Source organism: Pseudomonas sp. IC_126, from assembly GCF_004331835.1.
Classification (GTDB): Bacteria; Pseudomonadota; Gammaproteobacteria; order Pseudomonadales; family Pseudomonadaceae; genus Stutzerimonas.
The window spans coordinates 820,744-846,578 of record NZ_SJSS01000002.1 but is presented as its reverse complement, the minus strand read 5'-3'; the positions used below and the strand labels follow the sequence as shown (position 1 = coordinate 846,578).

The 25,835-nt window shown below is 62.4% G+C and carries 26 protein-coding genes; 10 read left to right on the top strand and 16 right to left on the bottom strand.

The features are described from left to right. Positions 1-201 precede the first annotated feature (201 nt). The 6 genes from leuS to lipA all read left to right on the top strand — a co-directional run bounded on the left by leuS (position 202) and on the right by lipA (position 7,740). Complete coding sequence (leuS, locus tag E0D86_RS09185) at positions 202-2,808, top strand: leucine--tRNA ligase (protein ID WP_131649700.1); 2,607 nt, start codon at positions 202-204, stop codon at positions 2,806-2,808. A 44-nt stretch (positions 2,809-2,852) separates the two neighbouring features. Then, positions 2,853-3,458 (top strand): LPS assembly lipoprotein LptE, encoded by a 606-nt coding sequence (lptE, locus tag E0D86_RS09180; RefSeq protein WP_131649699.1) that lies wholly within the window; start codon positions 2,853-2,855, stop codon positions 3,456-3,458. Positions 3,459-3,497: 39 nt separating this feature from the next. Next, positions 3,498-4,526 carry a DNA polymerase III subunit delta gene (gene holA / locus E0D86_RS09175; protein WP_131649698.1) on the top strand — a complete coding sequence of 343 codons (1,029 nt, stop codon included), beginning with the start codon at positions 3,498-3,500 and terminating at the stop codon, positions 4,524-4,526. Positions 4,527-4,795: 269 nt separating this feature from the next. Continuing rightward, positions 4,796-4,954, top strand: coding sequence for an alternative ribosome rescue factor ArfA (gene arfA, locus E0D86_RS09170; RefSeq protein WP_131649697.1), 159 nt, complete (start codon positions 4,796-4,798; stop codon positions 4,952-4,954). 60 nt (positions 4,955-5,014) lie between these two features. Further along, the gene (locus tag E0D86_RS09165; RefSeq protein WP_131649696.1) at positions 5,015-6,319 is read left to right on the top strand and encodes a lytic murein transglycosylase; all 1,305 of its coding nucleotides are present in this window, start codon (positions 5,015-5,017) and stop codon (positions 6,317-6,319) included. Between the two features lie 368 nt (positions 6,320-6,687). Next, complete coding sequence (lipA, locus tag E0D86_RS09160; protein WP_131649695.1) at positions 6,688-7,740, top strand: lipoyl synthase; 1,053 nt, start codon at positions 6,688-6,690, stop codon at positions 7,738-7,740. Positions 7,741-7,837: 97 nt separating this feature from the next. On the opposite strand, the gene lipB is transcribed toward lipA, so the two are convergent. The 11 genes from lipB to E0D86_RS09105 form a co-directional block, all read right to left on the bottom strand. Further along, entirely contained in the window at positions 7,838-8,494 is a 657-nt protein-coding gene (lipB, locus tag E0D86_RS09155; RefSeq protein ID WP_131649694.1) for a lipoyl(octanoyl) transferase LipB, read from the bottom strand. Between the two features lie 61 nt (positions 8,495-8,555). Beyond that, on the bottom strand, positions 8,556-8,840 hold the full coding sequence (locus E0D86_RS09150) for a DUF493 domain-containing protein (RefSeq protein ID WP_131649693.1): 285 nt from the start codon (positions 8,838-8,840) through the stop codon (positions 8,556-8,558). A 60-nt stretch (positions 8,841-8,900) separates the two neighbouring features. After that, entirely contained in the window at positions 8,901-10,058 is a 1,158-nt protein-coding gene (locus E0D86_RS09145) for a D-alanyl-D-alanine carboxypeptidase family protein (protein ID WP_131649692.1), read from the bottom strand. 61 nt (positions 10,059-10,119) lie between these two features. Continuing rightward, positions 10,120-11,112 (bottom strand): septal ring lytic transglycosylase RlpA family protein, encoded by a 993-nt coding sequence (locus tag E0D86_RS09140; RefSeq protein WP_131649691.1) that lies wholly within the window; start codon positions 11,110-11,112, stop codon positions 10,120-10,122. After that, the gene (gene mltB / locus E0D86_RS09135) at positions 11,109-12,092 is read right to left on the bottom strand and encodes a lytic murein transglycosylase B (RefSeq protein WP_131650035.1); all 984 of its coding nucleotides are present in this window, start codon (positions 12,090-12,092) and stop codon (positions 11,109-11,111) included. The genes E0D86_RS09140 and mltB overlap by 4 nt, the downstream gene beginning before the upstream one ends. A gap of 47 nt (positions 12,093-12,139) precedes the next feature. Further along, positions 12,140-13,243, bottom strand: a complete 1,104-nt coding sequence (gene rodA, locus E0D86_RS09130) for a rod shape-determining protein RodA (protein WP_177493041.1) — start codon at positions 13,241-13,243, stop codon at positions 12,140-12,142. A gap of 38 nt (positions 13,244-13,281) precedes the next feature. Next, entirely contained in the window at positions 13,282-15,171 is a 1,890-nt protein-coding gene (gene mrdA, locus E0D86_RS09125) for a penicillin-binding protein 2 (protein WP_131649689.1), read from the bottom strand. Between the two features lie 16 nt (positions 15,172-15,187). After that, positions 15,188-15,655 carry a 23S rRNA (pseudouridine(1915)-N(3))-methyltransferase RlmH gene (gene rlmH, locus E0D86_RS09120; RefSeq protein ID WP_131649688.1) on the bottom strand — a complete coding sequence of 156 codons (468 nt, stop codon included), beginning with the start codon at positions 15,653-15,655 and terminating at the stop codon, positions 15,188-15,190. A 9-nt stretch (positions 15,656-15,664) separates the two neighbouring features. Beyond that, positions 15,665-16,024, bottom strand: a complete 360-nt coding sequence (gene rsfS / locus E0D86_RS09115; protein ID WP_021209688.1) for a ribosome silencing factor — start codon at positions 16,022-16,024, stop codon at positions 15,665-15,667. 14 nt (positions 16,025-16,038) lie between these two features. Then, positions 16,039-16,698, bottom strand: a complete 660-nt coding sequence (gene nadD / locus E0D86_RS09110; RefSeq protein ID WP_131649687.1) for a nicotinate-nucleotide adenylyltransferase — start codon at positions 16,696-16,698, stop codon at positions 16,039-16,041. Continuing rightward, positions 16,698-17,963 (bottom strand): glutamate-5-semialdehyde dehydrogenase, encoded by a 1,266-nt coding sequence (locus E0D86_RS09105; protein WP_131649686.1) that lies wholly within the window; start codon positions 17,961-17,963, stop codon positions 16,698-16,700. Before E0D86_RS09105 ends, nadD begins: the two co-directional genes overlap by 1 nt. 255 nt (positions 17,964-18,218) lie before the next feature. Here E0D86_RS09105 and E0D86_RS09100 point away from each other — a divergent pair, with 255 nt between their 5' ends. Continuing rightward, positions 18,219-19,538 (top strand): bifunctional DedA family/phosphatase PAP2 family protein, encoded by a 1,320-nt coding sequence (locus E0D86_RS09100; RefSeq protein ID WP_131649685.1) that lies wholly within the window; start codon positions 18,219-18,221, stop codon positions 19,536-19,538. A 10-nt stretch (positions 19,539-19,548) separates the two neighbouring features. Here E0D86_RS09100 and E0D86_RS09095 read toward each other — a convergent pair whose 3' ends face one another. From E0D86_RS09095 to E0D86_RS09085, 3 genes are read right to left on the bottom strand one after another with little or no spacing between them, the layout of a single operon-like run. Further along, entirely contained in the window at positions 19,549-20,139 is a 591-nt protein-coding gene (locus E0D86_RS09095; protein WP_131649684.1) for an LON peptidase substrate-binding domain-containing protein, read from the bottom strand. A 9-nt stretch (positions 20,140-20,148) separates the two neighbouring features. Continuing rightward, entirely contained in the window at positions 20,149-20,859 is a 711-nt protein-coding gene (locus tag E0D86_RS09090; RefSeq protein ID WP_165914229.1) for an LrgB family protein, read from the bottom strand. A 5-nt stretch (positions 20,860-20,864) separates the two neighbouring features. After that, complete coding sequence (locus E0D86_RS09085) at positions 20,865-21,227, bottom strand: CidA/LrgA family protein (protein WP_131649682.1); 363 nt, start codon at positions 21,225-21,227, stop codon at positions 20,865-20,867. A 164-nt stretch (positions 21,228-21,391) separates the two neighbouring features. Here E0D86_RS09085 and E0D86_RS09080 point away from each other — a divergent pair, with 164 nt between their 5' ends. The 3 genes from E0D86_RS09080 (at position 21,392) to E0D86_RS09070 (ending at position 24,265) form a co-directional block, all read left to right on the top strand. After that, entirely contained in the window at positions 21,392-21,847 is a 456-nt protein-coding gene (locus E0D86_RS09080) for a MaoC family dehydratase (RefSeq protein WP_131649681.1), read from the top strand. Positions 21,848-21,923: 76 nt separating this feature from the next. Beyond that, complete coding sequence (locus tag E0D86_RS09075; RefSeq protein WP_131649680.1) at positions 21,924-23,603, top strand: C13 family peptidase; 1,680 nt, start codon at positions 21,924-21,926, stop codon at positions 23,601-23,603. Between the two features lie 20 nt (positions 23,604-23,623). Next, on the top strand, positions 23,624-24,265 hold the full coding sequence (locus E0D86_RS09070; RefSeq protein ID WP_131649679.1) for an oxidoreductase: 642 nt from the start codon (positions 23,624-23,626) through the stop codon (positions 24,263-24,265). Positions 24,266-24,358: 93 nt separating this feature from the next. Here the strand turns inward: E0D86_RS09070 and orn are convergent, their stop codons facing one another. Together orn and E0D86_RS09060 are read right to left on the bottom strand one after the other, a co-directional pair. Next, positions 24,359-24,901, bottom strand: coding sequence for an oligoribonuclease (gene orn, locus E0D86_RS09065; RefSeq protein WP_131649678.1), 543 nt, complete (start codon positions 24,899-24,901; stop codon positions 24,359-24,361). A 28-nt stretch (positions 24,902-24,929) separates the two neighbouring features. Next, positions 24,930-25,739: a class I SAM-dependent methyltransferase gene (locus tag E0D86_RS09060; RefSeq protein WP_131649677.1), complete on the bottom strand. Its 810-nt coding sequence runs from the start codon at positions 25,737-25,739 to the stop codon at positions 24,930-24,932. Positions 25,740-25,835: the final 96 nt, after the last annotated feature.

Here is a 25,835-nt window from a genome sequence, read left to right as displayed (position 1 = left end):
GACACCACCGTGAGCGACAAACGGGGCCCGCGTGGCTCCCGGCAAATGGGTTTCCCTCGGTCGCTGGGGGTCATGTATGCTACGGCGCTTCCATGCTTTCGCATCCAGCCCGTTACGCCGCCGTTCGCCAGTCTCGACCTGGCGTTGCCGCAGCCAGCCGCCGCTTCGCGAACAGCCAGCCCCTATTCAACGCCAGTAGCCATGCACGAACAGTATCAGCCCCGCGAAATCGAAGCCGCCGCGCAGTCCCACTGGGATTCGCAGAAATCCTTTGAAGTTAGCGAACAGCCAGGCAAGGACACCTTCTATTGCCTGTCGATGTTCCCTTACCCCAGCGGCAAGCTGCACATGGGCCACGTGCGCAACTACACCATTGGCGACGTAATCGCCCGCTACCAGCGCATGCAGGGCAAGAACGTACTGCAGCCGATGGGCTGGGATGCCTTCGGCATGCCGGCTGAAAATGCCGCGATGAAAAACCAGGTGGCACCGGCCAAGTGGACCTACGAGAACATCCAGTACATGAAGACCCAGCTCAAGTCGCTGGGGCTGGCCGTGGACTGGACGCGCGAAGTCACTACCTGCAAGCCGGACTACTACCGCTGGGAGCAATGGCTGTTTACCCGCCTGTACAAGAAGGGCGTGATCTACCGCAAGAACGGCACGGTGAACTGGGACCCGGTGGACCAGACCGTACTGGCCAACGAGCAGGTCATCGATGGCCGTGGCTGGCGTTCGGGCGCACTGATCGAGAAGCGCGAAATCCCGATGTACTACTTCAAGATCACCGCCTACGCCGATGAGCTGCTGGAGAGCCTGGACGAGCTGGATGGCTGGCCGGAACAGGTCAAGACCATGCAGCGCAACTGGATCGGCAAGTCGCGCGGCATGGAAATCAGTTTCCCCTACGATGTGGCGAGCATCGGCAACGAAGGCGTGATGAAAGTCTTCACCACACGCCCCGATACTCTGATGGGCGCCACCTACGTCGCCGTGGCCGCCGAACATCCGCTGGCGACCCTCGCCGCGCAGAAAGATCCTGAACTGCAAGCCTTCATCGACGAATGCAAGCGTGGCGGCGTGGCCGAAGCCGACATCGCCACCCAAGAGAAGAAAGGCCTGCCCACCGCCCTGCGCGTGCAACACCCGCTGACCGGCGAAATGCTGCCGGTGTGGGTCGCCAACTACGTGCTGATGAACTACGGCGAAGGCGCCGTGATGGCCGTGCCAGCCCACGACGAGCGCGACTTCGCTTTTGCGACCAAATACGATTTACCGATCAAGCCGGTGGTACGCACCAGTATTGGTGACCAGACGCCTGCACCGTGGAGTGACGCCTATGGCGAGCACGGCGAGCTGATCAACTCCGGCGAATTCGACGGGCTGGATTTCGACGGCGCCTTCGATGCCATGGAAGTCGCCTTGCAGAAGAAAGGCCTCGGCCAGGCACGCACCCAGTTCCGCCTGCGTGACTGGGGCATCAGCCGTCAGCGCTACTGGGGCTGCCCGATCCCGATCATTCATTGCGAAAGCTGTGGCGATGTGCCGGTGCCGGAAGACCAGCTGCCAGTGGTCCTGCCCGAAGACGTGGTGCCTGATGGCGCCGGCAGCCCGCTGGCGAAGATGCCCGAATTCTACGACTGCAACTGCCCCAGCTGTGGCAAGCCGGCCCGGCGCGAAACCGACACCATGGACACCTTCGTCGAGTCGTCCTGGTACTTCGCCCGCTACGCCAGCCCGAACTACGACCAGGGCATGGTCGACCCGAAAGCCGCCAACCACTGGCTGCCGGTCGACCAATACATCGGCGGCATCGAACACGCCATTCTGCACCTGCTCTACGCGCGTTTCTTCCACAAGCTGATGCGCGACGAAGGCCTGGTAACCTCGAACGAGCCGTTCAAGAACCTGCTGACCCAGGGGATGGTGGTAGCGGAGACCTACTACCGCACGCTGCCCAACGGCGGCAAAGACTGGTTCAACCCCGCCGACGTTATTGTCGAGCGTGACGCCAAAGCCAAGATCATCGGCGCCAAGCTCAAAAGCGATGGTCTGCCGGTGGAAATCGGCGGCACCGAGAAGATGTCCAAGTCGAAGAACAACGGCGTCGACCCACAGTCGATGATCGATGCCTACGGCGCCGACACCTGCCGTCTGTTCATGATGTTCGCCTCGCCGCCCGACATGAGCTGCGAATGGTCCGATTCCGGCATCGAAGGCGCCAACCGCTTCCTGCGCCGCGTCTGGCGTCTGGCCCATGCGCATGTCAGCGCCGGCCTGCCGGGTGCGCTGGATATGGCCGCGCTGAGTGACGAGCAGAAAGCCGTGCGCCGCGCCATTCATCTGGCGATCAAGCAAGCCAGTACCGACGTCGGCCAGCACCACAAATTCAACACTGCCATCGCCCAGGTGATGACGCTGATGAATGTGCTGGAGAAGGCCTCCGCCAGCAACGAGCAAGATCGCGCACTCATGCAGGAAGGGCTGGAAACCGTCGCCCTGCTGCTGGCACCTATCACACCGCACATTTGCCATGAACTCTGGCAACAGCTGGGCAAATCCGGCGCAGTCATCGACGCGCAATGGCCAACGGTCGACGAGTCCGCGCTGGTGCAGGACAACCTGACGCTTGTGGTACAGGTCAACGGCAAGCTGCGCGGCCAGATTGAAGTGCCGGCCAGCGCCTCGCGCGAAGAAGTCGAAGCCAGTGCACGCGCCAACGAGAACGTGGTGCGCTTCACCGAAGGCCTGACGATTCGCAAGGTCATCGTGGTGCCAGGCAAGCTGGTCAACATCGTCGCTAACTGATTCGCCTTGGCGCAGGACGCCAGGGCTGGCAAGGGGATAACAAGATGATCAAACGCAATCTGCTGGTAGCCGGTCTGGCCTTGCTGTTGAGCGCCTGCGGCTTCCACCTGCGTGGCACTGGCGAAACCAGCTTTGCCCTTGAGGAAATCAATCTGCAGGCGCGCAACAGTCATGGCGAGACCGCCAAGCAACTCGAAGAACTGCTCAAGGACAATGGCGTCAGGGTTTATCCTGGCGCGCCCTACACGCTTGATCTGGTGCGCGAGCAGAACCAGCAGCGCACCGCCAGCTATACCAGCTCGGCGCGCAGTGCCGAGTACGAGCTGACCAGCGTGCTAGCGTATGAATTCCGCGGCCCGCAGAACACCGTTCTGCTGCAGGACAGCGTCGAAGTGCAGAAGGTCTACGTCCATGACAGCAACAACCTGATCAGCTCGGACCAGGAAGCGAACCAGCTGCGTCAGGAAATGCGCCGTGAACTTCTGCAACAGCTGAGCATGCGGATCCGTGGCGTCACCCCCGCACAACTGGACCAGCTGCAGCAGACCGCCGAGGCGAAGAAACGCGCCGAGGCCGAAGCCATCGAAGCACAGATGCGCGAGCAGGCCTCGAAACCGCAGCAATCACCCGTCGAACTGCCTATTCAGTGACCGATCGGGAGCCAGCTAGCGCTGGCTCTCGCCCTCGCGATGAAATTACCTCCCGCCCAGCTCGCCAAGCATCTACAAGGCCCTCTTGCGCCGGTCTACGTGGTCAGCGGCGACGAGCACCTGCTCTGCCAGGAAGCCTGCGATGCCATTCGCAGCGCCTGTCGCCAGCAGGACTTCAGCGAGCGTCAAGTGCTTAACGTCGAGACCGGCTTCGACTGGGGCCAGCTCATCGAAGCCGGCGCCAGCCTCTCGCTGTTCGCCGAGAAGCGCCTGCTGGAGCTGCGCATCCCCAGCGGCAAGCCCGGCGACAAGGGCGCCGCAGCGTTGATCGATTACCTCGCGCGACCTGCCGAGGACACCGTGCTGCTGATCACCCTGCCCAAGCTCGACGGTAATACGCAGAAGACCAAATGGGCCAAGGCACTGATCGATGGCAAGCAGGTGCAGTTTCTGCAGATCTGGCCCGTCGACGCCCAGCAACTGCCACAGTGGATACGCCAGCGCCTGTCCAGCGCCGGGCTTGCCGCCGATCAGGACGCGGTCGAGCTGATCGCAGCACGCATCGAAGGTAATCTGCTCGCCGCCGCCCAGGAAATTGAAAAGCTCAAACTGGTTGCCGAGGCGGATCGGGTCACGGTTGAAACCGTCCAGGCCGCCGTCGCCGACAGTGCCCGCTACGACGTATTTGGCCTCATCGATGCCGCATTGCTGGGGCAGCCGGAGCACATCCTGCAGATACTGACGGGCTTGCGCGGCGAAGGCGTCGAGGCGCCGGTCATTCTCTGGGCCGTGGCCCGCGAGGTTCGCCAACTGGCCAACATCGCCCAGCAATACAGCCAGGGCGTGCCGCTGGACCGCGCCTTCAGCCAGGCCCGTCCTCCGGTATGGGACAAACGCAAGCCGCTGGTCAGCAAGGCTTTGCAACGCCACGATGCGGCGGGCTGGCAACGCCTGCTGATGAGCGCGCAGCACATCGATGAACAGATCAAAGGACAGGCCGAAGGCGATCCCTGGATCGGTCTGACAAATCTTTGCCTGCAACTGAGCGGAAAGGGGATCGGGGTTTAACCTATTCGGTACTGGCCGGCATCTGCCCGGCGCAGACGAGCCGAGCAAATTAGGCCCTCGGGTCATGTAGGGCCGATTACTACCCTGGCCTACAACCTTGACGGCCATCCACGCCACTCAGCAGCCGCCCCTCACGGCCGCATAACCACGCACCCACGCACCCACGCATATGACCCATAGGGCTGAACTTGTTCGGCCGCTTTTGCATCTGGACATTTTTTGCGCAACGCCTATGATGCGCCCGCTTCCCAATCGCAGAGGAACAGCCCATGGCAAAAAACCGCAAACGGCCGAACAAGGCCAAATCCCTAGTGGCGCAGCCGCTGTTTCGCAGCCGCCAGGAACAACCGAAAAAAGGTAAAGGTAGTTACCGCCGCGAAGCCTCCCAGTCCAACAGCTGGGAGGCTTCGGTCCTTCTGGCGGCCTGAAAAGCCAAGCAATTCAAAGCGTGATAAGGTCACGTGCCGATGACCTGTCGAGAGTGGTGCATGTTTTACGCCTTCGTTCCCGTACTGCTGTTGCGTACCCTGATTGCCGGATCAGCACTGAGCATCATGGTTGCCTGCGCCGCAGAGCCTGTCGAACAGGCCCCGGCAGAGCGCTCAAGCCAGCCAGTCGCGGCGCCCACCACCGATGCCAGCGCAGCCGCACAGCCGCAGACTGCGCTCGTGCAGCAGCAGACCTTCGCCGAATGGCGAGATGAATTCCGCAACGAGGCGCTACAAGCCGGCGTGTCCGCCGAGCTGTTTGATCGCGCATTTGCCGACATCACCCCCGACCCCAGCATTATTGCCGCCGACCGCAGCCAGCCGGAGTTCTCCCGTCCAGTATGGCAATACCTGGAAGGCGCGCTGTCGAACCAACGCGTGCAGGGCGGTCAGCGCCTGCTTCAACAGCACGCCAAAACCCTGGATGAGATCGAAGCGCGCTACAGCGTCGATCGCAACACACTCGTTGCGATCTGGGGGCTGGAGAGCAGCTTTGGACAGATCATGGGCGACAAGTCGGTGATCCGCTCGCTGGCTACGCTCGCACACGAAGGTCGCCGGCCAGGGTTCGCCAAGAGCCAGTTGCTGGCGGCGCTGGACATCCTCGCGCATGGTGACGTCGAACCCCCTCAGCTACGCGGCTCCTGGGCCGGCGCCATGGGCCAGACGCAATTCATTCCGACCACCTATAACACCCATGCGGTGGATTTCGATGGAGACGGTCGCCGGGACATCTGGAACAGCTCGGCCGACGCGCTGGCTTCAGCCGCCCATTACCTTCAGGCGTCGGGCTGGCAAGCCGGGCAGCCGTGGGGATTCGAAGTCAAGCTGCCGGACGGATTCGATTATGCCCTCGCCGACAGCAGCCTGCGCAAGTCGCTGCCAGCGTGGCGCGCTCTGGGCTTGCGCGATGTGCCGACGGGTAATGATGACGCCACGGCCAGCCTGTTGCTTCCGACGGGCCATCGCGGCCCAGCCTTCCTGATTCTGGATAACTTCCGTTCGATCCTGCGTTACAACAACTCGTCCTCCTACGCCTTGGCGATCGGGCTGCTTTCAGAGCGTTTCGATGGGGCCGGCATGGTGCGAGGCAGCTGGCCGCTGGGTGAGCAGCCACTGAGCCGTTCGGAGCGCGTGGAACTACAGGAGCGCCTGGTCAGACAGGGCTTCGATCCCGGTGCAGCGGACGGCATCATTGGTGCCAACACCCGCAGCGCCATTCGCGGATATCAGCAGCAACTCGGCTGGCCTGCTGACGGCCACCCGACTCAGGAGTTGCTGGGACGACTGCGGGCGGAGCCGTAGCAAATGGCCGAACTACTCGGCCATGCGGTGCCCCGAGCCACTCATCTCTCCAGGAGCAGCTTCGGTAGCCCATTCCTGATCGGCAGTACCCCTTCTTGATCTGCACCTGAAGTGCTGGCCGGTAGGACAGCTTCGGGCGAGCGGGGCCTGCACATCGACCAGTTCCACTGCCGAGTGGCCGGTGCGCCACGCTCACCGTAGCGCTGAACCTGAAGCAGTCGTCAGCAGTTGCACGATTGAATCCGCTCGCCGGCCGCCAGCCTGGACTGCACGGCGCTAGACGGACTGATCGGTCAGTGCCTGTGATAAACTGCGCGGCGGCCACAAGCCGCCTCGTCCACGGAGCCTCTAGCGGAGCCAGATTGCCGATGTCCGATATCTCCCAGCCCAAGACCGTTGCCAGCGGCGAAAAATTCCGCACCACCCAGGGCATCACCGCAATCAAGGACGGGCAGAAACGCCGCGCCTCGAGCGAACCCCAGGTGTTCGAACCCAAGCCCAAGTGGCTGCGGGTCAAGGCACCCAGCGGTAGCCGCTTCGAAGCGGTCAAGCGCAATGTCGGCGAACACCGCCTGAGCACCGTATGCCAGGAATCCCACTGCCCGAACATGGGCGAATGCTGGTCCAACGGTACCGCCACCATCATGCTGATGGGCTCGGTATGCACCCGCGCGTGCCGCTTCTGCGCGGTGGATACTGGCAATCCCAACGGTTGGCTTGATCAGGAGGAGCCACAGAACACCGCCAAGTCTGTGGAGCTGATGGCGCTGCGCTATATAGTGTTGACCTCGGTGGACCGCGACGATCTGGACGATGGCGGTGCCGCACACTACGCCGCTTGTGTGCGCGCCATCAAGGAGCGCACCCCGCAAGTGGTAGTCGAGGCCCTGACCCCGGACTTCGACGGCGACCTGCAAGCCATCGAACGCGTAGCGGACTCTGGTCTGGAAGTCTTCGCGCAGAACGTCGAGACGGTCAAGCGCCTGACCCATGAAGTGCGCGACCCCCGCGCCGGCTACGAGAAGACCCTGCGCGTGCTGGAGCACGCCAAGCGCCATCGCCCTGAGATGCTGACCAAGACCAGCCTGATGCTGGGCTTGGGCGAAAGCGACGAGGAGGTGCTGCAGACCATGGATGACCTGCGCGCCATCGGCGTAGACATCCTCACCCTCGGCCAGTACTTGCAGCCGACCCGCAACCACCTGCCGGTCAAACGCTGGGTCAGCCCGGAAGAATTCAACCGTTTCCGCGATATCGGTCTGGAAAAGGGCTTTATGGAAGTCGCCGCCGGCCCGCTGGTGCGCTCCAGCTACCGAGCCGACCGGGTGTTCGAGAAGAACAACCTAGGCCTGGCCGCCCCGGTGCCAGTGCCGGGCCAGCCGTTCGACAGCAGCCTGATTCCGACCCTCAATCTGAACTAATCGGGCCGAACAACGCATGATCCTAGGCTTCGCCTGGGGCAGCGTTATATCCGCCATGCCCCAGTCACATTGGATAAGCGAGCGCCCGGCTTAGCCATCAGCCGTCTATTGCGTCCGTCAGCGTCTGCTGCCGCGCGTAGCCGAGGTGCCTGACCAGTTGTTCACGCAGGCGGGCACTGACCTCGGAAACCGCTATTGGCCCAGCGACCAGATCGGCCAACTGGGTCATGGCCATGCCGGCGTAGCCGCAAGGATTGATCCGCCCGAAGGGCTCCAGATCCATGTCCACATTGAGCGCCAAGCCGTGGAACGAGCGCCCGTTACGGATGCGCAGACCGAGCGATGCGATCTTTGCCCCCCCGACATAGACACCCGGCGCGTCGGGCTTGGAGATGGCCTGTACATCGTAGCTGGCCAGCAACTCGATGAGGCTCTGCTCGATACGACTGACCAGATCGCGGACACCTATACCTAGCCGTCTGACATCCAACAGGAGGTAGCACACCAGCTGCCCTGGGCCATGATAGGTGACCTGCCCACCCCGATCAGCCTGAATCACCGGAATGTTCCCGGGCAACAGCAAATGCTCGGGCTTGCCGGCCTGCCCCTGGGTAAACACCGGCGGATGCTGCAACAGCCAAATCTCGTCGCCGGTGGCGGGTCCGCGCTCATTGGTGAAACGCTGCATCGCCTGCCAGGCGAGCTGGTATTCCAGCAGCCCGAGCTCACGCACCCCGAGGATAGCGGCACTCATTGCTGAATACCGATACCGATCAGATTGTGTACATCGCTAGAGCTATACGAGCGGCTACGCATCAGAGCACCATGTGCACGCGGCCGGTCGCACGTAAATCGACATGGATCGACTGCAGTTGCTCGACACTGGTCGCCGTGATCAGCACCTGCACGGAGAGGAAACGTCCGTTGCGACTGTCGCGAGTTACCAGGGTGGTCTCGTCGAAGTTCGGCGCATGCCGCCGGATCACTTCTACCACCGCCTCGCTGAAGCCCTCGCCCGCGTCGCCGATCACCTTGATCGGATAGCGTTCGCAAGGAAATTCGATTTTGGGTGGCTGTGTTTCGCTTTTGCTTTCGGTCATGACGACGGACTCGTGATCCGCAAGCACGCCCGGCGGATAGCCGAGCGCGCTCAGGTGGTATCAGTTGAAGAGGTTGAAGAAGAACAGCCGAATGCTATCCCAGAAACGGCTGAACAGCCCACCTTCCTCCACGGCCTGCAGGGCAATCAGATCGGTGCTCTGCAGCACCTCGCCTTCGAGACTGACTTCGACCTTACCGACCACGTCGCCCTGTTGGATCGGCGCCGTCAGTTCGGGGTTGAACGTCAGGCCGGCCTGCAGCTTGTCCATCTGACCACGCGGAAGGGTGAGCGTCAGGTCATTTGCCAATCCGGCGCTGATCTGGTCCTGCTCGCCTTTCCAGACCCGCGACTGGGCCAGTTCGACACCCTTTTTGTAGAACGTGCGCGTCTCGAAGAAGCGGAAGCCATAGGTCAGCAATTTCTGCGTCTCGGCAGCGCGCGCCTGCTCGCTGTTGGTGCCGAACACGACGCTGATCAAACGCATGTCGTCGCGTACTGCCGACGCCACCAGGCAGTAGCCCGCCTCTTCGGTATGTCCGGTTTTAAGACCATCGACTGTCTTGTCCCGCCACAGCAGCAGATTGCGGTTGGGTTGCTTGATGTTGTTCCAGAAGAATTCCTTCTGCGCATAAATGCCGTAATGCGCCGGATCCTCATAGATGATTGCGCGAGCCAGCTTGGCCATGTCGGCCGCCGAGGAATAGTGATCCGGGTGAGGCAGGCCCGTGGCATTCATGAAATGGGTATTGGTCATGCCCAACCGCTGGGCCGCGCTGTTCATGAGATCAGCGAAGGCTTCCTCGCTGCCGGCGATATGCTCGGCTATCGCCACACTGGCGTCGTTACCGGACTGGATGATGATGCCGTGCAGCAGATCATCGACCGAAACCTGGGTGTTGACCTGGATGAACATCCGGGAGCCGCCGGTTCGCCAGGCTTTTTCGCTGACGGTGACCATGTCGCTTTCGGATATCTGACCCTTATTGATTTCCAGCGTCGCGATGTACGCGGTCATCAACTTGGTCAGGCTCGCCGGTGGCAAACGCTCGTCACCTGCATTTTCGACCAGCACTTTGCCGCTGGCCGCGTCCATCAGAACGTAGGATTTTGCAGCCAGCTGCGGCGGTGACGGGATGATCGGCGCGGCCCAAGCGGCGGGCGCGACGGCCAACACGACAAGGAGGAACAGGCGGTGCACGAAGGTGGTTGTAGTCATTGCGCTCTCAAAAGTGGTGTAGACAAAAACAAAACGGCGCTCGGCCAAGACATGGAATGGCTTAATCGCCACTCACACGCCGCGGATTTCCCAGATTGGCAAGGCGGACGCTCTGCTCCAGCTGCGCGGCCTCATCCGGCGAGTCGATCGGCCCGAGGCGCACCCGGTGCAAAACCTGCTCCTGATGAACCACCGAACTGACGAATACCGGTGCCGTAGTCATGCCGCTGAGCTTGTCGCGTAGCAGCTGAGCGGCATCTGGATTGGCAAACGCACCGACCTGCAAAAACACTCCCGACTGGCCTACGGCAATCGTGTTGCCGCGATCGACCTGCACCGGCAACGTAGCGCCGGCATGCTGCGCTGGCGGAGGAGTGTACTGTTCGACAGGCTGTGACAGCGAGCGACCAGCGGGCTGACCGGCGACCTTCTGCGGCTGCGCCAGTACCATCGGCGCAGACTGGCCGCGCTCGGCCCACCACTGCTCGGGGTCGATACCTTCGACCTTGACCCGGGCGGTTCCGGTCTCGGCATAGCCCAGTTTTTTCGCCGCCGCAAATGACAGATCGATGATCCGGTCCGAGTAGAAGGGGCCGCGATCGTTGACCCGCAGTACCACAGTTTTACCGTTGTCGACGTTGGTCACCCGGACGTAGCTGGGCAGCGGTAACGTCTTGTGCGCTGCGCTCATGCCGTACAGATCGTACTTCTCGCCGTTGGCGGTAGGCTGCCCGTGAAACTTGGTGCCATACCAGGATGCGGTACCGGTTGCCTGATAGTTGCGTCCATCACCGATCGGATAGTAGGTCTTGCCCAATACGGTGTAGGGATTGGCTTTGAACGGGCCGTTATGCGGCACTGGCGTCGCGTCGGGAATGGCCGAGACGTCGACGTCCCACCAGGGCGCGCCGTCCTTGTGTGGCCGTGAATAGTTATCGGGGCCGCTGATGCCCGTGCTCGGCGCAGGCGTCGAAGGCTGCGGCGGTGTCGGTGACGAGGCGCAGCCCGCCACGAGCGTGAGAACGGCAGATACCGCCAGCAGACGAGCGATCATTGCGCGCCTCGTGCCTGGGCCAGTTGCTCGGCAAGCTGATGCACTGCCATGGCGTACATCACGCTGCGGTTGTAACGCGTGATGACGTAGAAATTGGGCAAGCCTACCCAGTATTCATCACCTTCGGCGCCGTCCAGTCGGAAGGCGGTCACGGCCGTGTCGTCTGCGAGCTCCGCCTCGGTCTGCCACTGCCAGCCGAGCTGGCGTAGCTCGGCAGCATTCTTGACCGGTTCGAGTCCTTCGGTCAGGCCTTCACCGTGCCGCTCGCCGTTGACCGTAGCCTTGGCGACCACAGGTGCATCGGCTACCCAGCCGTGCTGCTTGAAGTAATTGGCGGCACTGCCGATGGCATCGACCGGATTCTTCCAGATGTCGATACGGCCGTCGGCATCGAAGTCCACGGCATAGGCGCGGAAGCTACTCGGCATGAATTGCGGTAGCCCCATCGCACCGGCATAGGAGCCAGTCAAAGCCAGCGGGTCGACCTGTTCTTCGCGAGCCAGCAGCAGGAATTCCTTGAGCTGCTGACGGAAGAATGGCTGGCGCGGCGGATAATCGAAGCCCAAGGTCGCCAGCGCATCGATGACACGATAGCTGCCGGTGTTGCGGCCATAGAAGGTCTCAACGCCAATGATCGAAACGATCACCTCGGCCGGCACGCCGTACTCCTGCTCTGCCCGCGATAGCGCGGCCTCATTTTCACGCCAGAAGTCGACACCCTGGGCCACCCGCGAATCGGTTATGAAGATCGGCCGGTATTCCTTCCAGGGTTTGACGCGCTCCGCCGGACGGGAAATGGCGTCGAGAATCGCCTGTTTGCGCTCTGCTTCGGCCAGTATTTCAACCAACTGCTCGCTAGCGAAGCCGTAGTCGTGAGTCATTTCACGCACGAATTCGGCAACCTTGTCGCCCTGATAGTCTGCCGCGAACGCCGTCGGAACTCCGCCAACCACACCGAACAGCCCCGCTCCGCAGAGCACTCGTGCCAACCAGCCACGTCGTAATGGATTCAAGAAATTCACTCTAATCAAACCTGCGCGATCCACTTGCGATGGGTGTGGATCGACATCAAAACCCCGAACCCTGATAGCAGGGTCACCAATGAAGTGCCACCAAAACTGATAAAGGGCAACGGCACCCCTACGACCGGCAGCAATCCGCTGACCATCCCGATATTGATGAAGACGTATACGAAGAACGTCATCGTCAGCGCGCCGGCAAGCAACTTGCCAAACAATGTCTGCGCCTGAACCGTGATGACCAACCCCCGCGCGATCAGCAGAAGATACAGCAGCAGCAGTAGACAGACGCCAACCAGGCCGAACTCCTCGGCCAGGACCGCAATGATAAAGTCCGTATGGCTTTCGGGCAAAAAATCCAGGTGCGACTGGGTGCCGAGCAACCAGCCTTTGCCAAATACCCCGCCCGAGCCGATCGCCGCCTTCGACTGGATGATGTTCCAGCCGGTCCCCAGCGGATCGCTTTCCGGGTCGAGAAAGGTATGCACGCGCTGCTTCTGGTAGTTATGCAGCACGAAATACCACATGCCGACAGCGATGGGCACGAGCGCCGCAATCGCGCCCAGGACCCAGCGCCAGCGCAGCCCGGCGATGAACAGCACGAAGGCACCGGAAACCAGCACCAGCAGCGAAGTGCCCAGGTCCGGCTGTTTGAGAATCAGCACGAAGGGCACCAGGATCAGGCACAGAGTGATGACGGTGTGCTTAATACCGGGCGGCAGTGCGCGGGTGGACAGGTACCAGGCAATGGTCATCGGCATGATGATTTTCATGAACTCCGATGGCTGAAAGCGAATCACGCCAGGAATGTTGATCCAGCGGGTCGCACCCATTGCCGTATAGCCCACGAACTCCACCGCCAAGAGCAACGCGACGACACCGAGATAGCCGAGCGGCACCCAGCGCGCCATGAAGCGCGGTTCCAGCTGAGCGATGACCAGCATGGCAGTCAGGCCTATGCCGAACGAGGAGGCCTGCTTGATCAGCAGATCCCAGTTCTTGCCGCCGGCCGAATAAAGAATGAACAGACTGCCCGCCGCAAGTGACAGCAGAAGCAACAGCAGCACGCCATCGATGTGCATGCGCTGCAACAAGGTCGCGCGGCGGCGCATCACATCGGTGGTGGACAGCGTGCGATCGAACGTCCCGCTCATGGTTCTTCCACCTCGGCCGTCAGTGGCGGCGCATACTCGGCTTTCAGTTCGCCCGCCTCGTTCAACAACCAGGCATCCATGACCTGCTTGGCAACCGGGGCGGCGACGCCAGAGCCGGACTCACCGTTCTCGACCATCACCGCTACCGCAATCTGCGGGTCATGCACCGGCGCGAACGCGACGAACAGCGCATGGTCACGATGCCGTTCGGCAAGTTTCTCGCTGTCGTATCGCTCGCCTTGCTTGATGGCGACCACCTGCGCGGTACCGCTCTTGCCGGCAATACGATAGCTGGCCGTATCGCCGACCTTTCTCGCGGTACCGCGCGCGCCGTGCAGAACCGCCACCATGCCGTCGATGGCAGCATCCCAGTAGTCCGGGTCACGCAACTCGATATCCGGCATCGGCTCCGGATCGACCGGGGACACGCCCTCGATGCTTTTCGCCAGATGCGGCCGAATCCACTTACCGTGAGTGGCCATCAAGGAGGTCGCCTGGGCCAACTGCAATGGCGTGGTCTGCATATAGCCCTGTCCGATGCCGAGAATGACGGTTTCGCCCGGATACCAGGGCTGGCGGTAACGGGCCCGCTTCCATTCCCGGGATGGCATCAGGCCGGCGGTTTCCTCGAACATGTCCAGCGACACACGCTGACCGATGCCGAATCGGGTCATGTATTCGTGCATCCGATCGATGCCCATCTTGTGGGCCATGTCGTAGAAGTAGGTGTCGTTGGAGCGATAAATCGCAGCCTCCAGATCCACCCAACCATCGCCGCCCCGGTTCCAGTTGCGGTACTTGTGCTTCACGTTCGGCAATTGAAAAAAACCGGGATCGAACACCTTGCTGCTTTCGGTTACCACCCCGGAATCGAGGCCAGCCACCGCCATCATCGGCTTGATGGTCGACCCGGGCGGATACAGGCCGCGCAGCACGCGGTTGAACAGCGGCTGGTCGATGGAATCGCGCAGTTCGCCGTAGGCCTTGAAGCTGATGCCGGTAACGAACAGATTGGGGTCGAAACTCGGCTGACTGACCATCGCAAGCACTTCGCCAGTTGCCGGTTGCAATGCCACCACAGCCCCACGGCGCCCCGCCAGTGCGGCCTCGGCTGCCTCTTGCAGATCCAGATCGAGGGTCAGGGTGATGTCCTTGCCCGGTATCGGATCGGTGCGCTTGAGCACCCGCAGCACGCGCCCGCGCGCATTGGTTTCCACTTCTTCGTAGCCCACCTGACCATGCAGCGAGTCTTCGTAGAACCGCTCGATGCCGGTCTTGCCGATGTGGTGGGTGCCCGCATAATTGACCGGATCGAGCCGCTTGAGCTCCGCCTCGTTGATACGCCCGACATAGCCGACCGAGTGCGCGAAATGCTCGCGCTGCGGGTAATGCCGGACCAATTGCGCTGCGACCTCGACGCCTGGCAGTCGGAACTGGTCGACGGCAATGCGCGCAATCTGCTCCTCCGACAGTTCGTACATGATCGGCACCGGTTCGAAGGGCCGACGCCCTTGCAGGACGCGCTTCTCGAACAGCTCGCGCTCCTCGCTCGACAATTCGAGCACCTCGACCACGGTATCCAGCGTCTTGCGCCAATCCTCGGCGCGCTCGCGCGTCACCGTCAGGCTGAAACTCGGTCGGTTATCGGCAATGATCTTGCCGGTCCGATCGAAGATCAGCCCTCTGTTCGGCGGAATGGGCTGGACATGGACGCGGTTGTTTTCCGAGAGCGTGGAATGGTGCTGATACTGCACGACCTGCAGGTAATACAGACGCGCAATCAGCATGCCGGTGAGCAACAACACGAATGCCGCACCCACAAGCACGCGCTGGCGCACCAGACGGGCGTCCTTTTCGTGGTCCTTGAGGGGTATCGGCTGGGACATCTTGGGTTTGGCCGTACTACTTGTGGTAAGGGTGGCCCGACAGCAATGTCCAGGCGCGATAAATCTGCTCGCCGATCAGAATGCGTACAAGCGGGTGCGGCAACGTCAGCGGCGACAGCGACCAACGTTGTTCGCTACGTGCGCAAACCTCGGGAGCCAGGCCCTCCGGCCCGCCAACCATCAGGTTGACGTTGCGCGCATCGAGCCGCCAACGCTCCAGCTCGGTCGCCAGCTGCTCGGTGCTCCAGGGTCGCCCCGTCACTTCCAGAGTGACGATACGCTCGCCGGGCTGCACCTTCGCCAGCATGGCTTCGCCTTCCTGGCGAATCAACCGCGCTACGTCGGCATTCTTGCCGCGTGTGTTGAGCGATATTTCATGCAGCTCCAGAGGCAGCTCCGAGGGCAGACGCTTGGCGTATTCATGCCAGCCATCCTCGACCCAGCGCGGCATCTTCGAACCCACCGCGATCAGCTTGATTCGCACGGATCTACCTTATTCCTGCTCACCCGCATGCTGGGCGCGGCTCTGTTCGGCGCCCTGCCAGAGGCGCTCGAGGTCATAGAACTGACGAGTCGGCACCTGCATGACATGAACGACGACATCGCCCAGGTCGAGCAGCGCCCACTCACCGCCGTCCAGACCTTCGCTGCCCAGCGGACGAACGCCCTGCTCCTTGACCTTCTCGAGCACGTTATCGGCCAGCGACTTCACGTGGCGGCTGGAGGTACCGCTGGCGATCACCATGAAATCGGTGACACTGGTCTTGCCGCGAACATCGATGGTGGTGATGTCAGCGCCTTTCAGATCTTCCAGGGCGCTCACGGCCAGCTGGACCAACGAATCATTTTGCATAACTTGAAACAACCTCAGTTCGACGCCCGATAGAGTCCGTGCGCGTTGATATAGGCCAGTACGGCGTCGGGAACCAGAAAACGGACCGATCGACCACTGGCCAGAAATTGACGAATTCGCGTCGCAGAAACCCCGAGAGGCGCCTGCCAGACGAAAGCGATTTGCCCGCTGCTGCCGGCCAGCGCCAGCGGATCGTTCACGTTGCGTGCCGCCAGCAGATCACGCAGAGCTTCGGGGGCTTCGCTGTCGGCGTCAGGCCGTTGCATGACGAGAACGTGGCAGTGATCGAGCAGCTCATCCCAGCGATGCCAGCTGGGTAAGCCGCAGAACGCGTCCCAACCCATGATAAGAAAGAGCTGATCGTCAGCTTCCATCTCCTCACGTAGCGATTCCAGCGTGTCGAGCGTATACGACGGCTTGTCGCGCTCCAGCTCGCGAGAGTCGACTTTGAGTAGGGGCAATTCCCGCGCCGCCAGCCGGACCATCGCCAGCCGGTCTTGCGCGGAGCTGTTCGGCGTTTCACGGTGCGGCGGGCGGAAATTCGGAACCAGGCGAACCTCGTCGAGCCCGAGCGCTTCAGCCACTTCCACAGCCCCGCGCAAGTGCCCGATGTGCACCGGATCGAAGGTGCCACCGAGAACACCGATGCGCCGTGGCGTGCGGGTAATGCTCATCAAGTACGCACGTGGCCGTCGCCGAAGACCACATATTTCTCGCTGGTCAGACCTTCCAGGCCAACCGGTCCGCGTGCGTGCAGCTTATCGGTAGAAATGCCGATTTCTGCACCCAGGCCGTATTCGAAGCCGTCCGCGAAACGCGTGGAGGCGTTGACCATCACCGACGCCGAGTCGACTTCGGTGATGAAACGGCGGGCATCGGTGAAATTTTCCGTGACGATCGCATCGGTATGCTGCGAGCCGTAACGGTTGATATGTTCGATGGCCTCGCCCAGGGAATCGACCAGCCGGATCGAAAGAATCGGCGCGTTGTATTCGGTGGACCAATCTTCCTCACTCGCAGTCAGCACATCACCACCGAGCAGTTCGCAGGTACGCGGGCAACCGCGCAATTCGACGCCCTTGTCGCGGTAGATAGCGGCCAGCGGCGGCAGCACGCGGCCGGCAATGGCCGCGTGCACCAGCAACGTTTCCATGGTGTTGCAGGGTGCGTAGCGCTGGGTTTTGGCGTTGTCGGCGACGCGAATGGCCTTGTCGATATCGGCGGCCTGGTCGATGAACACATGGCAGATGCCGTCCAGGTGCTTGATCACCGGGACCTTGGCGTCGCGACTGATGCGTTCGATCAGGCCCTTGCCGCCACGCGGAACGATCACATCAACAAATTCCGGCATGGTGATCAGCGCACCGACAGCGGCACGATCGGTGGTTTCGACGACCTGCACCGCAGCGGCTGGCAATTCGGCTTCGGCCAGCCCCAGCTGGATGCAGCGAGCAATCGCCTGATTCGAATGAATCGCCTCCGAGCCGCCACGCAGGATGGTGGCGTTACCGGATTTCAAGCAGAGGCTGGCGGCGTCGATGGTCACGTTCGGCCGCGATTCGTAGATGATGCCGACCACGCCGAGCGGCACACGCATCTTGCCAACCTGAATGCCGGACGGCAGGTAGCGCATGTCGCGAATTTCGCCGATGGGGTCCGGCAGGGTCGCGACCTGGCGCAGGCCCTCGATCATGTCGTCGATACGCGCCGGGGTCAGCGCCAGGCGATCGATCATCGCCTCGTCCAGACCATTGGCGCGTCCTGCCGCCAGGTCTCGCTGATTGGCTTCGACCAGCTCGCTGCGTGCAGCGTCCAGCGCAGCGGCGGCGGCATGCAGTGCGCGATTCTTCTGTGCGGTGGTGGCACGGGCGAGCACACGCGACGCCTCGCGCGCGGCGCGACCGAGGCGGGTCATGTAGTCGATTACGGACTCGGTCATGGTCTGGCTGGCCTGACTGGAGGGAAAGCGGCTGATTATAGCCACCCACGCGCCCCACGCACAGCGGCGCCGGGCGAATGGCAGGCAAGCGCACCAATGCTTGCGCGATAACCGCCACTCATTGCACGGCAACCCGCGAGATCAAGCCGTCGCCGGCCGGAACCGAGCCCCATGCCTCCGGCGCTATCATGCAGCGCATTGAAACCGGAACACCCACGGCCGGTCGAAACCGTCTCGACGAAAGGAAAACCTCCGATGCCCGAATGGCTCACCGCGCTCACCAGCTGGCTCTCCGAGCATCCGCAATGGCTGGGGCTGAGTCTGTTTCTGGTGGCCTGCCTGGAATGTCTGGCCGTGGTCGGCCTGCTGATGCCCGGCACCGTGCTGGTGTTCGCCATCGCCGTGCTCGCCGGCAGTGGCGTTCTGAGTCTCGGCGAGACATTGCTACTGGGCTATGCCGGCGGCCTGCTGGGCGATCTGCTGTCCTACGGACTCGGACGCCGTTATCACCAGAACATCCGCAGCATGCGCGGCCTGCGCAACCATCCGGAATGGCTGACGCGAGCCGAGCTGTATTTTGGCCGTTACGGCATTGCCAGCCTTCTCGTGGGGCGTTTCATCGGCCCCCTGCGACCCATGTTGCCGCTTACCGCTGGCATGCTGGACATGCCGTTCGGGCGTTTTCTGCTGGTGAGCCTGTTCGCCGCGGCAGGCTGGTCGATGGCCTATCTGCTGCCAGGCTGGACGGCCGGCGCCGCCGTACGATTGCCACTACCGGATGGTTTCTGGGGCGAGGCAGGGATCGTCATTGGCGCGCTATTTCTGCTCATCGGTGGGGTCGTGCATTGCAGCCTGCATCAGGTGCGCTGGGTCACGCCGCTGGCTGCCGCCCTGAGCACCGCCATTCTGATCGGCCTGTTCATCGGCTGGCCTTACCTGGTCGAGTTCGACGAGGGCCTGATGGCGGTCGTGCAGGGTGAACGCAGCCCGATATTCGACCGTTTCATGGTGGTGGTAACCCGTGCCGGCGATTACCACACACAACTATGGGCGGCAGTGCTGTTGAGCGTGCTGCTGCTCGCCCTGAGACAGACTCGCGCGGCGGTTTTCGCCATTCTCACGCTGCTGGGCACCGCACTGGCGAACGGCGCGCTGAAGGCGACGTTCGGGCGGATCCGACCGGACATTCTTGTCGAGCCCCTGAGCACTTACAGCTTTCCCAGCGGCCACAGTTCGGCGGCGTTCGCGTTCTTTCTTACCCTTGGAGTACTCGCCGGGCGCGGACAGCCGCCACGCCTGCGCCTTGCCTGGGTGCTGCTGGGCGGACTGCCGGCAACCGCTATCGCGCTGTCACGGGTTTACCTGGGCGTGCACTGGCCTACCGATGTGATCGCCGGCGCCCTACTCGCCTCAGTCTTCTGCGCGGCGAGCCTGACCATCGTGCAATGGCGTACGCCCATGGCGGCGCTCGCACCTAAAGTCTGGTGGCTGATTCTGCCGGCGACCCTAGGACTGATCGGCGCCTTTACCATCTGGGCGCTGCCAGGCGCCATGCTGCTGTATCGCTATCAATAACGCACCGTCGCTATTCGCCGGCATCACCCTGCAATTGTTCGAGCCAACGCTGAATGCGCTGTAGTTGCAACCGCGGATCGTCCAGCTGCAGCAGTTCGATTTTCTGCTCCGGCTGAAAAGGCAACAGATAGGCCAGTTGATGCGCCAGCGAGCACTGGCCCTGCACCGCTCCGCCCATGCCCAGCGTCTCGACCACGGGATGCTGGCCCAAGGCTTCGAGCAACGTCACCAGATCGGCATGCTCGTCGCCTAAGGGGCGCTCATCGATTTCGTCACGCCAGCTGATGTCGGCGACCGTCAGCTGGTCGCGCTGCACCTCGGCCGAATGCACATCGAAACGACGACCACCCTCGACGCGGATGCCAAGCAAGCCATTGGGGCGCTGCTGCCAATCGCGGATCAGCGCCTCGCAACCGGTCAGTGCGTATTCGCTCGCTGCCAAGCCCACCTCGCTGCCCTCGATGATGCGGACCACACCAAAGCCGTGTCCCGCTTTCAGGCAACTGCTGACCATGTCCAGATAGCGCGCCTCGAATATCTGCAAATCCAGGGTGCAGCCGGGGAACAACACGGTATCGAGCGGAAACAACGGCAGCTTCATTCGGACTCCTTAGGACAACAGCAACACGGCCAGCGGCAGCAGCACCGCCGTCATGACACCCATCAGACTCATGGCCAGCGCCGCGAAAGCACCGCACTCGTCGCCTTCCTGCAGCGCCTGCGCGGTGCCCACCGCGTGAGCGGTCAGGCCCAGCGCCATACCCCGGGCCGCTGGATGCTGAACGCCGAATCGGCGCAACAGTTCCGGACCGATGATCGCGCCGATGATACCGGTGATCATCACGAACACCGCCGCCAGCGCCACCACGCCGCCGATCTGCTCGGCCACCAGCATGGCAATGGGCGAGGTCACGGACTTGGGCGCCAGCGTCATCAGGATCATCTGATCGGCACCGAATGCCCAGGCCAGCGCCATGCCCAACGCCGTAGCGCCGGTACCGGCCAACAGCAGGGTGAGCATGATCGGCCCGAACAACTCGCGAATCCGCCGCAGATTGAGATACAGCGGCACGGCCAGCGCCACCGTGGCCGGGCCGAGCAGCACGGTGAGCATCTGCGCACTGTCACGGTATTCGTAATAGCTGAGACCACAGGCCAGCAGAATGCCGACGACCACCAGCATCGACACCAGCACCGGCTGCAAAAACACCCAGCGGGTTTTTTCGTAGGCGGCGAACGCCAACTGGAAAGCCGCCAGGGTAATCGCCACGCCAAATAGCGGATGGTGAATCACCGCCTCCCAGGCCGCCTGCCATTGCACCGCGATCATGCTCGCTCCGCCTTGCGCTGCTGGCGGCGAATCAGTGCCTGCATCAACCAGCCGGTGAATACCAGCGACACCACCAGAGAAACCACCAGCACCCCGACGATGGCCCAGAAATCCTCGAGAATCGCCTCGGTATAGGCCATCACGCCCACAGCTGGCGGGACCAGCAGCAGCGGCAGATAACGCAATAGACTCCTGGCCGCCAATTGCAGCGACTCGCTGGCCTGGCCGCGCATCAGCAGCGCCACGAACAGCAGCAGAAGACCAATGATCGGCCCCGGCAATATCGGCAGCATCAGCACGTTGAGTGCAGTGCCGAGCAATTGGAACAGCACCAGCCAGGTTAGCCCGCGTAGCAGCATGAAAGCCTCCGAAGCAAAAGACGCGCGATTATACGTCCCGCTTCCACAACGAGCCCTGTCACAGGCCGGCTCGACCTATGACCCACCATTCGCGGCAACCATGCTTGGTTGATTCATCACCAGGCGCGTGCTGATCTAACTAAAACAAAAAACCCGGAGGACATATGCCGCAGGTACCCGTAGCAGAACTCAAGGACTACATTGGCAAGGAGCTTGGCCGCTCCGAATGGTTCACTGTCGACCAGCAGCGAGTCGACCAATTCGCCGATTGCACTGGCGATCACCAATTCATCCATATCGATCCCGAAAGGGCCGCACAGACGCCGTTCGGCGGGACCATCGCGCATGGCTTCCTGTCTCTGTCGTTACTGCCAATGCTGATGGAGGACCTGATGATCCGGCCCGAAGGCGTCAAGATGGGCGTGAATTATGGCCTCGACAGCCTGCGCTTCATCCAGCCGGTCAGGGTCGGGTCGCGGGTTCGCGTGGCGGCGACGCTGCTGGACGCACACGAGAAGAATCCGGGGCAATGGCTGCTCAAATGCCGCGCCGTGATGGAGATCGAAGGTGTGGAAAAACCCGCCTACATCGCCGAAACCCTGGCGCTCTGCATCCTCTGATCAGGCCGGGTGCACCGGTCCCGCACCCCGTCCCGTTTACGGCATACTGCGGGCATCCCGCCTTCCGGATGACCGCATGCGCCACCTCGTCCCGCTCCTGTTTGTCAGCCTCCTTGCCGCGTGTGGCGACGGCGAGCCGCTGCTGCCCGCCGATGCCGTACTGCCAGATGGAGGACGCTATCGGGGCGAGATCGTCGATGGTCTTTTGCAGGGCCAAGGACGCATCGACTACCCCAACGGCAGCTACTACACAGGGACATTCAAGGACGGCCAATGGCACGGCCACGGCCGCTGGCAAGGCGCCAACGGTGACCGCTACGACGGTGAATTCAAACAGGGGCTGTTCGATGGCCAAGGGCGCTTCAGCTATGCAACAGGCGGCGTGTATGAAGGCCGTTTCGAGCGCGGCAGCCTCAACGGCGCGGGGCGCTATAGCGAGCCGGGCCTGAGCTACGAGGGAGAATTCAAAAACGACCTCTACGAGGGCACCGGCAAACTGGCGAGCGCCGACGGCGTCACGTACGAAGGCGAATTCGCCGCCGGCCAGCTCCACGGCGAAGGCACCCGCAGCGACGCGAGCGGGGTGTTCATCGGCACCTTCGTCAATGGCAGCCTGAACGGTGAAGGCGCCTATCGCGGCAGCAACGGCGAGCACTACCTGGGCGGTTTCGAGAACGATCTGTTTCACGGGCAAAGCCGCTATGAGGACGCCAACGGCGACGTCTGGAAAGGCACCTTCAAGCAGGGCGAACTGAGCGGCAAAGGTGAGTACGCCAGCATCGACGGTACGCGCTACAGCGGTGAGTTCAGACAGTGGCAGTATCACGGCAAGGGCCGTCTGGAGCAGCCGGACGGCAGCCTCTACCAGGGCGATTTCCGTGCGGGACGTTTCGAAGGCACCGGCACCCTTACCCGTGCCGACGGCACCAAACAATCCGGCACATGGCGCGCCGGTCGCCTCATCGAGGACAGCAGCGGCAAGCACCTGAGCGACCCGCTGGAGCTGGGTCTGTTGAATCAAGGGCGTCTACTCTCCGAGGCGCTCGACGCGGTTCCGCCCTCGACGCCGGCCGCCGAGCTCTACAGCCTGACCTTCGCCGGCGATGGCCAGCAAAGCGTGTTTCTTCGCGAAGTGGATTACGTCGACCGGCTGCTGACCGAGCGTTTCGCCGCGCGAGGCCAGATCAGCCTGGCCAACCACCGCGACCATATCGCCGACCGCCCGCTGGCCACGCGCGAGAATCTTTCACGGGCCATCCAGACGCTCGCCGAGCGCAGCGGCCCCGAGGACCTGATCTTCATTTACCTCACCAGCCACGGCTCGGCTGATCACGAGCTTGCGGTAGGGCAGCCGCGGCTGGCGCTGGAAGATTTGCCTGCCGCCGAGCTGGCACGATTGCTGGCCCCGCTCGCCGATCGCAACAAGTTGGTGGTGATCTCCGCCTGCTATTCCGGCGGTTTCATCGAGCCATTGAAAAGCCAGAACACCTTGGTGATTACCGCCGCGCGCGCCGACCGGGTGTCCTTCGGCTGCTCCGAGGAAAGCGACTTCACCTATTTCGGCCGTGCCTTGTTCGCCGAAGCCCTGCATGAAACCAGCGATATTCTGCAAGCGTTCACACTGGCGCAGGCGAAGGTTGCCGAACGGGAGCAAGCCGACCACTATCAGGCTTCGGAACCACAAATCTGGGCGCCGGAGCAGGTTGTCGAACACTGGCGTGCACTGACCGAACAACCGTCCACGTCGACCGACTGATCGTTACAGGAAGCCAAACCATGTATTTGACGCCACAGCGTATTTTGCTTGCCGGCGCCACCGGGCTGACCGGCGAGCATCTGCTCGACCGCCTGCTCAACGAACCCACCGTGGAGTGCGTTCTGGCTCCCAGCCGCAAATCGCTGGCCGAGCACCCGCGGTTGGAAAACCCGGTCGGCCCCCTACAAACACTCTTGCCGCAGCTGTCGGGCGAGCTCGATACCGCGTTCTGCTGCCTGGGCAGTACCATCAAGGAAGCGGGAAGTCAGGACGCCTTCCGCGCCATCGATCACGACTTGGTCGTGGAATTCGCTAAACGCGCCCGCGAACTGGGCGCGAGGCACCTGCTAGTGATTAGCGCACTAGGCGCCAACCCGGACAGCTCAATCTTCTATTGCCGAGTCAAAGGTGAGATGGAAGAAGCGCTGCGCGCTCAGGACTGGCCGCAACTGACTATCGTCCGCCCAGCCCAACTGCTGGGCCCACGCATGGAAGTGCGCCCCATGGAGCGGTTGACCGCCCCACTTTCCTATCTGTTGCCCGGCAAGTATCGCGGCATCTCGGCCTGCATCCTCGCCCGCGCACTCTGGCGCCTGGCATTGGAAGACGGAGAAGGGACTCGGGTGGTCGAGTCGGACGAATTGAGGCGATTGGGGCGGTAACGAAGAAGCTGCAAGCGAATCAGGGTGCGGGCAGGTACTTGCTGCCAAGCTTTGCCTGCTTTCACTTAGAGCTTGGAGCTTGCCGCTGTTTCTTCAGCCCTTAATGAAATGCGCTCGATAGTGACGCAGCTCTGCGATCGATTCGCGAATGTCGTCCAGCGCCAGATGCGTGTTGCCCTTCTTGAAACTGGCCAGCACATCCGGCGCCCAGCGTGCGGCCAGTTCCTTGAGAGTGGAGACGTCCAGGTTGCGGTAATGGAAATAAGCTTCCAGGCGAGGCATGCGGCGGTATAGGAAGCGTCGGTCCTGGCAGATGCTGTTGCCGCAGATCGGCGACTTGCCCTTCGGCACCCACTGTTCCAAAAACGCCAGCGTCTGCGCCTCGGCCTCCTCGGTGGAGATCCTGCTCTCACGCACCCGCTGCGTCAGCCCGGAACCGCCGTGCTGGCGCGTATTCCATTCATCCATACCGGCAAGAATCTCGTCGCTCTGGTGAACGGCGATGACCGGCCCTTCGGCCAGTACGTTTAGCTGGCTATCGGTGACGATCGTAGCCATCTCGATGATGACGTCGTTATCCGGGTCCAGACCGGTCATTTCCAGGTCGATCCAGATGAGATTCTGCGGGTTCTGCATGATGAGCTCCTTGGCTGTGGCGCGCAGTTTAGCCGCTGGCGGGACGCCCGTCAGGCTGTGAATCAGCGCCGGGTCGCCAGATCAGCAGGTGCGAGTGGCGCCAATCATTGACCGGCAGACTCTCCTGCGCCTCGACCCCCGGCACTTCGAAACTGTTGCTGATCAGCAGCGCGTCCGACCGCATCTCGGCACACGCCTTACGCCACAGCGCCGGCATGGGCGCCGGTGACAGGAAGCAATAGACCACATCGTAACGGCCCAGGGGCTCGCGCCAGAAACTGCGAAACCGCACCCGGCAGTTGCGCTGGAACAGGCAGCGCAGCCAGCACAGCGCGAACGTCAGCGGCGCGGTTTCGACGCCGACGAAGTGCGCCGACGGATAAGCCCGCGCCAGCCGCACTAGCGTACCGCCAAGCCCGCTGCCCAGATCGATGAAGCGAAAGCCGTCCGGTAACCGCGCCAGTCGCTCGACCAGGCGGCGCTCGGCCGCTGTGCCGGTCAGGTACAGCGGCACTCGCTCGATCAGTGCATTGCCATTGAGCAAGAGCAACACCAAGAAGCCGACCAGCAACGACCAGGGCGGCAGAGAATGGCCCTGCAACAGCACCAGACCCGGCACGAAGGCGAGGTTGATCGGCAGCCACCAGCGCGACAGCCCGAGCAGATGCCCGAGCAGCGCGGCAAGCGAGCCCTGCAGCCAGGCGGCCGTCAGCAGGCTCACATGCCAGCCCGCCAATCGAGCCAGTGCCAGCAACAGCAGCCAGCTGATGAGCAGCGATGACAGCTGGCTGAACAACGCCAACAAGACGGGAAATCGCGCAATTGAAAAGGCAGGCATGAGGTCATGTCTTAGCGAGATGTGACGTCGAGTCTAACTGGCCAGAACCGCGTCATACAGGCCCCAGCGCGCCATCGTCGGCATGCTAGACTCGCA